General features: G+C 34.0%; 13 protein-coding genes and 1 tRNA gene. 10 read left to right on the top strand and 4 right to left on the bottom strand.

What is annotated here, in order from left to right:
- Positions 1-30 precede the first annotated feature (30 nt).
- The 10 genes from RB618_RS04130 to RB618_RS04085 all read left to right on the top strand — a co-directional run bounded on the left by RB618_RS04130 (position 31) and on the right by RB618_RS04085 (position 8,262).
- Positions 31-912, top strand: a complete 882-nt coding sequence (locus tag RB618_RS04130) for a LysR substrate-binding domain-containing protein (protein WP_308067603.1) — start codon at positions 31-33, stop codon at positions 910-912.
- A gap of 48 nt (positions 913-960) precedes the next feature.
- Positions 961-1,047, top strand: a tRNA-Ser gene (locus RB618_RS04125).
- A 180-nt stretch (positions 1,048-1,227) separates the two neighbouring features.
- On the top strand, positions 1,228-2,019 hold the full coding sequence (locus RB618_RS04120) for an SPOR domain-containing protein (protein ID WP_308067602.1): 792 nt from the start codon (positions 1,228-1,230) through the stop codon (positions 2,017-2,019).
- A gap of 115 nt (positions 2,020-2,134) precedes the next feature.
- The gene (locus tag RB618_RS04115; protein WP_308067601.1) at positions 2,135-2,497 is read left to right on the top strand and encodes an S-adenosylmethionine decarboxylase; all 363 of its coding nucleotides are present in this window, start codon (positions 2,135-2,137) and stop codon (positions 2,495-2,497) included.
- 3 nt (positions 2,498-2,500) lie between these two features.
- Positions 2,501-3,730 carry a DUF4178 domain-containing protein gene (locus RB618_RS04110; RefSeq protein ID WP_308067600.1) on the top strand — a complete coding sequence of 410 codons (1,230 nt, stop codon included), beginning with the start codon at positions 2,501-2,503 and terminating at the stop codon, positions 3,728-3,730.
- A gap of 5 nt (positions 3,731-3,735) precedes the next feature.
- Positions 3,736-3,921: a hypothetical protein gene (locus RB618_RS04105; protein WP_308067599.1), complete on the top strand. Its 186-nt coding sequence runs from the start codon at positions 3,736-3,738 to the stop codon at positions 3,919-3,921.
- A gap of 12 nt (positions 3,922-3,933) precedes the next feature.
- Positions 3,934-4,149 (top strand): DUF350 domain-containing protein, encoded by a 216-nt coding sequence (locus RB618_RS04100; RefSeq protein ID WP_308067598.1) that lies wholly within the window; start codon positions 3,934-3,936, stop codon positions 4,147-4,149.
- Positions 4,142-5,662: a polyamine aminopropyltransferase gene (locus RB618_RS04095; RefSeq protein WP_308067597.1), complete on the top strand. Its 1,521-nt coding sequence runs from the start codon at positions 4,142-4,144 to the stop codon at positions 5,660-5,662. Before RB618_RS04100 ends, RB618_RS04095 begins: the two co-directional genes overlap by 8 nt.
- Positions 5,637-7,265, top strand: coding sequence for an NAD(P)-binding protein (locus tag RB618_RS04090; protein ID WP_308067596.1), 1,629 nt, complete (start codon positions 5,637-5,639; stop codon positions 7,263-7,265). Before RB618_RS04095 ends, RB618_RS04090 begins: the two co-directional genes overlap by 26 nt.
- Positions 7,243-8,262: a hypothetical protein gene (locus RB618_RS04085; RefSeq protein WP_308067595.1), complete on the top strand. Its 1,020-nt coding sequence runs from the start codon at positions 7,243-7,245 to the stop codon at positions 8,260-8,262. The genes RB618_RS04090 and RB618_RS04085 overlap by 23 nt, the downstream gene beginning before the upstream one ends.
- A 22-nt stretch (positions 8,263-8,284) precedes the next feature.
- On the opposite strand, the gene RB618_RS04080 is transcribed toward RB618_RS04085, so the two are convergent.
- The 4 genes from RB618_RS04080 to RB618_RS04065 all read right to left on the bottom strand — a co-directional run bounded on the left by RB618_RS04080 (position 8,285) and on the right by RB618_RS04065 (position 11,722).
- On the bottom strand, positions 8,285-8,713 hold the full coding sequence (locus RB618_RS04080) for a hypothetical protein (protein WP_308067594.1): 429 nt from the start codon (positions 8,711-8,713) through the stop codon (positions 8,285-8,287).
- A gap of 66 nt (positions 8,714-8,779) precedes the next feature.
- Complete coding sequence (locus RB618_RS04075; RefSeq protein WP_308067593.1) at positions 8,780-9,553, bottom strand: AraC family transcriptional regulator; 774 nt, start codon at positions 9,551-9,553, stop codon at positions 8,780-8,782.
- A gap of 116 nt (positions 9,554-9,669) precedes the next feature.
- On the bottom strand, positions 9,670-10,452 hold the full coding sequence (locus RB618_RS04070) for a DUF3050 domain-containing protein (RefSeq protein ID WP_308067592.1): 783 nt from the start codon (positions 10,450-10,452) through the stop codon (positions 9,670-9,672).
- A 91-nt stretch (positions 10,453-10,543) separates the two neighbouring features.
- Positions 10,544-11,722 carry an acyl-CoA dehydrogenase family protein gene (locus RB618_RS04065; RefSeq protein ID WP_308067591.1) on the bottom strand — a complete coding sequence of 393 codons (1,179 nt, stop codon included), beginning with the start codon at positions 11,720-11,722 and terminating at the stop codon, positions 10,544-10,546.
- Positions 11,723-11,759 lie beyond the last annotated feature (37 nt).

The following is an 11,759-nucleotide window of genomic DNA, read 5'->3' as shown; positions in this document are numbered from 1 at the left end:
TACTTATAGTAAGTAGTAAAACTTATCAATATGGAAATCTATCAATTGCAATATTTTATTAAAACGGCTGAGGTTTTGCACTTTACAAAGGCAGCCGAATTGTGTTTTGTAACGCAATCGGGGCTTTCGCAGCAAATTAAAAAGCTCGAAGAAGAACTCGGAATGCCATTGTTTAAGCGAATCGGAAAAAAAGTGCAATTGACAGAAGCGGGTGCTGTTTTTCTAATTCATGCTAAAAAAGTAGTCGAAAATGTAGAAAATGGAAAACAGGCCATTGAAGATTTAAACGAAATGATTGGCGGCGAACTCCGAATTGGCGTAACTTATATTTTCGGATTATTGATTCTGCCCGTTGTAAATGCATTCGCCAAAAGATATCTGAATTTAAGAATAATTGTAGAATACGGTACTACAGAAGCCTTAGAACAAAAACTGATTAATAATGAATTGGATTTGGTTCTGGTTATTTCATCACATGAAATTGGCCCTCCAATTCAGAAAGTGCCTTTGTTTACTTCAAACATGGTTATGGCGGTTTCAAAATCGCATTCTTTGGCTGAATTAGAGAAAATACCGTTTAAAAAAATAGAAGAAGTTCCGCTGATTCTTCCAGGGAAAGGTTCCAATTCTAGAGAATATGTTGAATTGCTGTTTGCAAAACACAATATGAGTCCGAAGATTTCTATAGAATTAAACTCGATTCATGCGCTATTGCAAATGGTAGAAAACAGCGATTGGGCAACTATCGTGGCCGAAAAAGCGTTGAAAGGTTGGGAGCATAGTCTTAAAGCCATTCAGATTACTGGAGTGGTGACCAAACGCGACTCATTTATGCTGACAATTGGCAGTTACCAGAAGAAGGCAGTTAAATTGTTTATGGAAGAATTTCGAAAAAGTATAAACGAATCTTAATTTTACTTTCTAAACTCAATTTTTTTTGTGTTATTTGCAGACCAAAATAGAGAGGTGTCCGAGTGGTTTAAGGAGCTAGCCTGGAAAGCTAGTATATGGGTAACTGTATCGAGGGTTCGAATCCCTTCTTCTCTGCGAAACTAATCCCGCAATTTCATTTTCGATGAAGTTGCGGGATTTTTGTTTTTACCATGGTTTTTCCTGTATAAAAAAGGGTGAAATTACGGGATGTTCTTTTAGGTTTTGTTTTTATATTGCATTGTTTTTCAGTGTTTTGAGTTTTATTTTTTTGTAAACATTTTAAATGCTTAAGTCATGTTATCAAATACAGGAACTGTTTCGTTTTGGCTTTATCTCTTTATTGTTTTTATTGGCTTATTCTCTTTAATATTTTTATACAGATTGATTAAAAAAGGAGAATTAGGACAAGAAAATCTGGATAAGTTTATCGACTATTTTAAATGGGTTGTAGTTTCTCTTGCAATAAGCACAGTCACTTTGATAGTTAGTGATTTGTTTAAAGAAAGAGACCAGGATATTAAAGAACTCGAATATTTTGATAAATATGTAAATGATGTAAAAGAGCAGAAAGATCCGCTTGTACGATTACAGCTTGCCAAATATTTATCAGTTGTAGCTCCAAGTGGCGATATGAAAAGATCATGGACTAATTACTACAATGAAGTCAAAAAAGAATATGACGATTATTTAAAAGCTCAGGAAAATATAAAAAGTGATACTCTTACAAATCCGACTAGGGCGCAAATGAAGAAAATAGAAGAGAGTCAGAAAAAAATAGAATTATTCGAAACTCCTTTATCAAGCACAGAGCCAGGGTTAGAATGGTTTATAATTGCAGGAGGAGATCCAAAAATCGAAGATGCAGATGATGAACTTAAAAAAGCAGTTAAAATAAATCAAAATTCTACCATCATAAAAAAAGGCAATTCTTTTAGAACAGTCCTTATGGGGTACACCTCAAAAGCAGAAGCTCAAAACCAATTGCTAGAAGCAAGAAGGCAAATAAACAAAACGGCTTATATTGTAAAAAAATCAAGCTGGTGCAATTCTTATCAGCAGACACAGGAATGTTTGGTATGCAAATAAAACGAAAAAATCATAAACACATAGTCCTAAAAAGTTATTTTTAAAATACAGTTTCCCGCATTATTTTATTCTAGAAATATTATATATTTGGCTCCTGTGTAATATAAATAACTTAATGGATTTACCTCCTTATTCGCCAGGATTGCATAAACTGGTTACTCTACATGTCGACGAAATTTCTAAGCTTACCAACAGCAAAGGCTTTGTTGCAGTTACCAATTCCATTTTAGAAAAATATGAACTTGAGAAAGTTGGAGTCGTAGTGCATGACTTCGAGAATGAAAGTTTTACAATCTCGTATTGCCTGAAAGAATCACATATTTGTATACACACTTGGCCAGAATACAATCAGTTGACTTTGGATGTCTATTTGTGCAATTATCTTCAGGATAACTCGCATAAAGTACGAGCTGTTATGGCCGATTATATTGCCTATTTTGATGCAGAAATTATTAAAGATTTTGAAATTAACCGATAAGATATGAAGATTCCTTGTTACGATTGTAATACAGAAACCGAATTAGAGGTTGGTTTTGAAGTTATCAATTTTGTTTGCCCAAAGTGCCATAGTTTATATGCGCGAGATGATGAGGGAAAGTTTAGAAGAAAAAATAAATATAAATCTGAAGAGAATGATGCTCCGTTAGCAATTGGCGATATCGGATTTCTAAAAGGCAGCAATTATAAGGTAACTGGAATCTTGTTTAAAAGCGCTCAAAGTTATAAATGGACAGAGTTTATTCTTCAAAATGATAAAAAGGAGTTTATTTATCTTTCGCTTTCGCAAGGTCATTGGATTTTATTAACTGAAATGGAAGAGACTTTTAATGTTAAGTCGCATCCTTTGGTTTTAGAACATGATGGGAAGGATTACGATATTTATGATTATTCGAATACCCAAATCATTAATGCAGAAGGTTTTTTTGATTTCGAACTTCCGCAGAATACCATAATTCATGTCGTTGAGTATATAAGACCACCTTATATGATTTCTATTGAATCTTTGCATAAGGTCGACACAGCATTTTATGGCGAATACATTAAAAAAGAAGATATTAGAAAAGCATTTAAGAAAGTTTTTCTGCCATATAAGTTTGGTGTAAACATTATTCAGCCTTCGATGTTTGATCTTAGAAATACGGCAATTATTTTCTGTTTTATCGCTTTATTAATTATTATTTCAAATTGGTTAATTTATAGAGACCAGCCAGAACAAAATGTTTTTTCAAAATCAATACGATTTAGTGAATTTGACAATAAAGAAATAACTAGCGAAGCTTTTGTTTTAAAGGGAGGATCGGCTCCAATGACAATCAAGGTTTCTTCAGATGTTGATAATTCGTGGGCAAATCTAAATATTGCCCTGATAAACGAAGATAACGGTGATGAAATTTATGCAAATAAAGACATAGAATATTATCATGGTTATTCGGAAGGGGAGTCCTGGATAGAAGGAAGCCAGTCCGAGAAGTTTAATATTTGTGGTGTAAAAGCGGGTAAATATCATCTTTTAATTACGCCAATGAAAGCCCCAGAAGATGTTAATAATGCTGAAATGCGTGTGAATGTGATCTGGAACCAATCTTCTAGCAGAAATGTTTGGCTGGTTATTATCGGTATGGTTGCCATTTATTTTATAATACGATTTTTTAAAATGAGTTTTGAAAGAGATAGATGGGCAGACAGCTCATATTCTCGCTACCAAGATTAAACATTATGGAAAGAATTTTCGATTTTATACGCAACAATATCACATCCTTATTTATTGGATTCTGTTGCTTTGGGGTTTATCTTTATTTTACGATTGCAGGAAATAGAATCTGCGATTGCGAATCGACAGAAAATTATAAATCAACAACGAGCGGAAGCCGTTCATCATACAATCATTTTTACCACAAATAAAAACTATCAAATATGGAATTATTGCACGCACAGCCTATAGTAAACTCAATTCTTTATTCTTTTTTAGGAATTGTTATTTTATTAATCGGGTATTACATTATCGAAAAACTGACTCCTGAAAATACTTGGAAAGAAGTTGTAGAAAAAAATAATGTTGCTGTTGCCATTGTTTTGGCAGCATTTATCATCGGGATTTCCATGATTATTAGTGCCGCAATTCATGGGTAAAAAGTTTCTTAGGTTTGAATTTCTTTTACTCTTTGCCGTATTTATAATTGCTACTTGCGGACTAATTTACGAATTGGTTGCGGGAACTTTGGCGAGTTATTTATTGGGCGATTCGGTAAAGCAGTTTTCATTTATTATTGGCGTATACCTGTTTTCGATGGGTATAGGCTCTTTTTTCTCAAAGTTTTTTCATAAGAATCTGCTTAACACCTTTGTAGAAATCGAAATTTTGGTCGGACTTATCGGAGGTCTGAGTTCTGTAGTTTTGTTTCTGCTTTTTGAAAATGTGGGCTCTTTTCAATTCATTTTATATTTATTTGTTTTCGTAACCGGATTTTTGGTCGGACTGGAGATTCCGCTTTTAATGAATATTTTAAAAGACAGAGTCGAGTTTAAAGACCTCGTTTCGAATGTTTTTACCTTTGATTATATTGGCGCTTTGTTGGCTTCAATTTTATTTCCGTTAGTTTTAGTTCCGAAATTAGGAATCATGGGAACTTCTCTTTTCTTCGGAATGATTAATGTAAGTATTGCTATTGTTTTGTGTTTTTTGCTGAAGAGAGAATTAAAAAGCGTTTATTTTTTGAAAGCAAAAGCTGTTTTCTCTTTTGTATTATTATTGGTTGTTTTTGTTTTTTCGAATGATATTCTAGCCTATTCAGAAGGAAAATTGTACGGAGAAAATATCATTTACACCAATTCGACACCTTATCAGCGTATCGTTTTAACGCACAATAAGAGCGATTACAGGCTTTATTTGAATAATAACCTACAATTCAGTTCTGCAGACGAATACCGTTATCACGAGGCTTTAGTTCATCCTGCCATGTCGATGGCTAAAAGCGTAAAAAACGTTTTGGTTTTGGGTGGCGGAGATGGTCTTGCAGTTCGCGAAATCTTGAAATACAAAGACGTTCAAAAAGTGACTTTGGTAGATTTAGACGAAGGAATGACAAAGCTGTTTAAAACCAATGCGGTATTGACAAATTTCAATCAAAATTCGTTAAATAATCCTAAAGTTACCGTAATCAATACGGACGCGTATATTTGGGCGAAAAACAATAAAGAGAAATATGATGTTGCGATAATCGATTTTCCAGATCCGTCCAATTATAGTTTGGGAAAATTGTATTCGCTGAATTTTTATCAAACCATAAAAAATATTTTACAGCCAGATGCAGCGCTTGTGATACAAACGACTTCACCTTATTTTGCGCCAAAGTCTTTTTGGTGCATTAATAAAACGGTGATGCAGGTTTTTCCGCAAGTTGATGCATATCATGCGTACGTTCCGTCTTTTGGAGAATGGGGTTATACAATTGCCATAAATGGTTATGGAACGACTTTTAATTCCGTAAACCGAAAAGCAGACGGGTTGAAGTTTTACAATTATCAATTCGATCGTTTCAATTATTTTACAAATGATATGATTTCGAACCAAATCGAAATCAATCGTTTAGACAACCAGATTTTAGTACGCTATTTTGATGAAGAGTGGGGAAAACTGCAATAAATCCAGAAGGAGTTTTTTAAAAGTAGTTGGTGCGGCGTTAATTGCGGTTCCGTTTCTGCAATTTTGCTCTGATAAAATTGCGGTGATGATGATTCGTTTATCTGGAACCAAACACTTGCTTGGGCATCGTTTATGGATTAAAGATTTTCCTAAACCGACTAAGCAGATTAAAGTTCCATATTTGATTGTAGGCGGTGGAATTTCGGGTTTAAGCGCCGCACGCCAGTTTCATAAAAAAGGAATTTCAGATTTCTTGATAGTGGAACTAGAAAATCATTTGGGCGGAAATTCTTCCAACGGAGAAAACAAATATTCCAAATATCCTTTAGGCGCGCATTATTTGCCATTGCCGAATTTTCAGGATAAAGAACTGCTTCATTTTTTAGAAGAAGAAAAGATCATTTTAGGTTACAACGAAAAGGGATTTCCCATTTTTGACGAATTGCAGCTGACTTTTGCGCCAGACGAACGTTTGTTCTATAAAAACAATTGGCAGGAAGGTGTGGTTCCAAAAGAAGGAAATTTAATTTCAGACGATTTGGAGTTTGATAAATTCTTTAAAAAAATGGATGCGTTTAGAACCGCCAAAGGAGAAGATCAGAAGTATTTATTTGATATTCCGCTTTATCTTTCTTCATCTGATACAGAAACAAGAGCGTTAGATCAAATCACGATGAAACAGTGGTTCAAAGACAATCATTTTACATCTGAACCTTTATTCAATTATATCGATTATTGCTGTAAAGACGATTTTGGTTTGGGAATCGACTACGTTTCGGCTTGGGCAGGAATTCATTATTTTGCTGGAAGAAAACAAGATTCTACGCCCGAAAAACACGACAGCGTTTTAACGTGGCCTGAAGGAAATTCGCGTTTAGCAAATCATTTAAAAAAATATACCAAAGACAAAACGTTGAAAAATCATTTGGTTTATGAAGTCAAAGTAGAGAATAATAAAGTAATTGCAAAAGCTTTTGATGATGTAAACAAAACCTCGGTTGAAATTATTGCCGATAAAGCGATTATGGCTTCTCCACAATTTGTTAATCAGTATTTGATTAAAGGCAGAAAAGTGTTTACCAAAGATTTTCATTACACGCCATGGCTTTTGGCAACTTTAGTAGTTAATGATTTATCGGACAATTTTAGTTTTCCGCTTTCTTGGGATAATGTCATTTATGATGCAAAAGGATTAGGATATGTTTATGATCAGCATCAGACTTTGAATCAGGTTCAAGACAAAAAAGTGATTACGTATTACTATAGTTTTTCATCTGCCGATTTGAAGAAAACGAGAAAAGAACTTTATAAAAAAGACAAAGGATACTGGAAGCAGTTTGTTTTGAGCGATTTAAAAATCGCACATCCAAATATTGAAGAATGCACCGAGGATATAGAAGTATTTCTTTTAGGCCACGGAATGATTTCGCCTGCTCCAGGTTTTATTTTTGGCGAAGCGAAGAAACAAGCCCAACAAAATATTCAAAATTCTATATATTTTGCGCACAGCGATTTGTCTGGAATTTCCATTTTTGAAGAAGCTTTTCACCAAGGAATTAATGTTGTAAATGAAATTGTAGATGGAACAACCGTGGATTCATAAAGCCAAAACCGATTTAACTTTTATTATCGGGCCGTCATTTTTTGTGCTGGCAATTATCTTTATTTTTCAGGATTATATTGCCCAGATCGAAGAGAATTATTCTTTTTATACTTGGCTTTTCCTGATTGTTTTTATAGACGTAGCACACGTTTATGCAACACTTTTCAAAACTTATTTTGTCGCCTATGAATTTCAGAAACAAAAAAGAAGACTGATTCTTTTGCCTCTTTTTTGTTTTGTCACGGGAATTGTGCTTTTCGCTTTCGGAAGTTTAGTTTTTTGGTCATTTTTGGCTTATGTGGCTGTTTTTCACTTCATCAGGCAGCAATACGGATTCATGAGATTGTATGCTAGAAAAGAAGCCAAAACCAAAATCTCGGTTTGGATTGATAATCTAGCGATTTATGCTTCAACTGGATACCCGATGCTGTATTGGTTTTTTTCGTCAAAGCGAAAGTTCAATTGGTTTGTAGAAAATGAATTTTTTAGGTTTGAAAACCAAAGAATTCTAGAAATCCTGTTTTGGATTTATACTGCAATTTTGATTTTGTATGTAGTTTATACCGCTGTAAAATCTATTCAGAACCGGTTTTTTAATATTCCGAAAAACAGTATAATTCTAGGAACGGCCTTGTCTTGGTATTTCGGAATTGTATATTTTAATGACGATTTGATTTTTACTTTATTGAATGTCGTTTCGCATGGAATTCCATATATGGCTTTGGTTTATTTTAAAGAAATTGATGGAAAATCAGCTTCGGAATTAGGTAGTTTGTCTTTCTTAAAACACTATAAAGGACTTTTAATTTACATTGGGATATTGCTTTTAATAGCCTTTTCGGAAGAATTTCTTTGGGAGCTTTTTGTTTGGAATGAAAACATCAGCATCACAAATTTTGATTTTTCAAGCTGGCAGATTCTACTAGTTCCTTTGCTGACTGTTCCTCAGTTTACGCATTATTTATTGGATGGTTTTATTTGGAAAACCAAGAAGTAAATTTAAAGTTTATGTTTTCCAATTACAGTTTTTCCGATTCTTTGTAGACGTTTCGTTCCATCGTGATATGCAGTCTTTCAAACATTTCAGAGATATTAAAACCTTCTTTTTTATAGTAAGCCTGTACTGTTTCTTTTGCTTTTTTAAGAACACTTTCATTTTTCCAAACAGCAATTGTTATGTAAATTAAATTGCCGTTTTCGTCAATTCGTTCATAAGCATTGTCATTTATAAACCCGTCTAAGTGTTTTATAAAATTGCGGTTGATTTGCACTCGTTCTAAAAATTCTTGTTTTGATTTCTCAGGGACGATAAATTTATCGATAAAAATTTGCTGCATGGTTTCTGATTTTTTAGATTCAATTTGTGAATTAATTTTTGTTGATTGAGCATTTACTCCATAGCTGAACAATGTCAAAAAGAGAATTCCAATTAAAAGATTTGTTTTCATAATTCTTATTTTATTGATGTAAAATTCAGAATTGTGAAAGCGAAATCATTGTAAAAAATCATTGATTTACCAAAAAGATGGAAAGTCAAAAAACTCAGTTGGAGTTTGTCCTGTAAATAATTTGAAGTCTTTATTAAAATGAGGCTGGTCAAAATATCCAGCATCAAAAGCGAGATTGATGAGGTTTTGGTTTTTTTGTTTGTGATCAATAATCGATTTTATGCGAATAACGTAGCAAAATTGTTTTGGAGAAGAGCCTACCGTTTTTCGGAATCTTTTTTCGAACGCATCTTGACTGATAAAAAGCGCGCTGGCAAGTTCTTTTATTTTGACTATGCCTTTTTTAGATTGTATAATATTAATGGCAGCAGAGATTAAATCATCGGGTTTGTAATTGTGCAATCTTGATAAAAGAAACTGCTCGATAATCGCAATTTTTTGATTGTTGGTTTTTGCTTCTGCTAAAAGTTCTTCAACAACAGCGATTTTTTCTTGTGGAATGAAATTGTCAAGCGAAACACTTTCTTCAAACAATTCATGAAGCGGTTCTTTAAAAAAAGCTTTAGCTCCAGCTTCTTTAAACTGAACGACAAGAGTTGTCGTATCCTTTGCATAATTGATTAAACGAACAGATTTACGAATACCTGAAATTGTAGAAATTGGGAGCTTATCGTGCTGATTCCCTTTAATATAATTTACATCACCTTTACAGCGAAAAGCGATTGTTAAAGCAGTGCCAGGCAAAACCCTATTTGTCAATGCTTCCTCGCTTTCGATAATTTTGTAAGTCTTAATAAAAGGCCTTAACTGTTCAGTTGGAATGAAATCGATAATTTTCATTTGAAAGTATTTTCAACAGGTTGAACATCAAAGGTATGAAAAACAAAATTCCAATAACTTAATTGTTTATTGAAACAATTAAGTTATTGGAATTTTTAAAAAAACTTATTTTGTTTTTAAACCATTTCGGTTTTCATTACGATTTCTTCTTCAATGGCGTCCCAAAGTGCGATACGTTTTTCTAGGGCAAGAATCGAAACTTCTTCAACTTCTTTCCATTTTTGAGCATCGTTTTCACATAATTCTGAGATCATTGTCATAGCCATAGGACCATGCTCATCAGCATCCAATTCGATATGTCTTTCAAAATAGTATAGCAATTTTGCCAAATCAGTTTCAGGAAGGTTCTTTTGGAAATTCTTCAAGATTTCAGTAAACATACTCGGAATAAGGTCTTCTCTTCCGAAAGTAAATGCAGCGGCAATTTCGTGAGGTTTTCCTTCTTCGATAACTCTAAAAGTAAAATCAAGGAAAGCTTTCACATTTGGATGTAGCGAACTTTGTTTTATTGCTACAAATATATTGTGAAGAGACGTTACTTCTGATAGAAATTTTAAAATTCCAGTTGTATCTGCGCCACAGTCTGCCATAGCTTCAAGATACATTTCGTAGTGGCTTTGTCTTCTTCCGTCTATGCTTAAATCGGTTTCTTCTGCAAGAACAATTTCATTAATTAAATATCGTGTTTCCGGATTTTTAGTAGCAAACCATGGTGTTGTAGTGCAAGTAAGTTTGGCTTGTAAAGCTTTTAATAGCGACATAAAGTCCCAAACAGCAAAAACATGAGTTTCTAGAAAACTATGTAAATCATCAATATTTTGTATTTTATTGTATAATGAGTGGTTTAAAAGTTGGTCTTTTTGAGGTTGTATGCTTTTGTTTATCGTTTCGATATTCATTTTTGAAAAAATTTTGGTGCAAAGATAAAAAGCTTCTCCGTGAAGAAGAAGCTTTTCGCATTGATTTTATGTATATTTTAATAATTGCAGCTTATTTAAATGCTGGAATTCCAGTTACATCCATTCCTGTTATAAGCAAATGTATGTCGTGAGTTCCTTCGTACGTGATAACACTTTCAAGGTTCATCATATGGCGCATAATTGAGTATTCGCCCGTAATTCCCATACCTCCGAGCATTTGTCTTGCTTCTCTGGCGATGTTGATTGCCATGTTTACGTTGTTGCGTTTTGCCATAGAAATTTGAGCAGTTGTCGCTTTGCCTTGGTTTCTTAAAACTCCTAATCGCCAAGTTAATAATTGTGCTTTTGTGATTTCAGTAATCATTTCAGCCAATTTTTTTTGCTGTAATTGAGTTCCTCCAATTGGTTTTCCAAACTGAATTCTTTCTTTTGAATATCTTAAAGCGGTATCATAGCAATCCATTGCAGCTCCGATTGCTCCCCACGCAATTCCGTAACGGGCAGAATCTAAACATCCAAGTGGAGCGCCTAAACCAGATTTGTTTGGCAATAGGTTTTCTTTTGGAACTTTTACGTTGTCAAAAATCAATTCGCCTGTTGCAGATGCACGAAGCGACCATTTGTTATGAGTTTCTGGAGTCGAGAATCCTTCCATGCCTCGTTCTACAATTAAACCGTGAATTCTGCCTTCTTCGTTTTTGGCCCAAACAATAGCAATATCAGCAAAAGGTGCATTCGAAATCCACATTTTGGCACCATTTAAAAGATAATGATCTCCCATATCTTTAAAATTGGTAATCATGCTTCCGGGATCAGAACCGTGATCTGGTTCTGTCAAACCAAAACAGCCAATAAACTCTCCTGTTGCTAGTTTCGGCAAGTATTTCATTCGCTGTTCTTCGTTTCCATATTTCCAAATTGGGTACATTACCAAAGAAGATTGAACAGATGAAGTAGATCTTACACCAGAATCGCCTCTTTCAATCTCCTGCATAATCAATCCGTAAGAGATTTGATCTAGTCCCGCTCCACCATATTCAACTGGAATATAAGGGCCGAAACCGCCAATTTCGCCTAGACCTTTTATAATTTGTTTAGGAAATTCTGCTTTTTGAGCGTATTCTTCTATAATAGGAGAGACCTCTCTTTTAACCCAAGCGCGTGCTGATTCGCGAACTAATTTATGTTCGTCTGTTAGCAAATCGTCTAAGTTATAGTAATCTGGAGATTGAAATAAGTCTGGTTTCATGTTGTTTAATTTTAGCAAAGCAAATTTACATAATATA

This window comes from Flavobacterium sp. LHD-85, assembly GCF_030929595.1.
Taxonomy (GTDB): domain Bacteria; phylum Bacteroidota; class Bacteroidia; order Flavobacteriales; family Flavobacteriaceae; genus Flavobacterium.
Note: the sequence above shows the minus strand (reverse complement) of the source record. Positions and strands in the feature narration are given on the sequence as shown.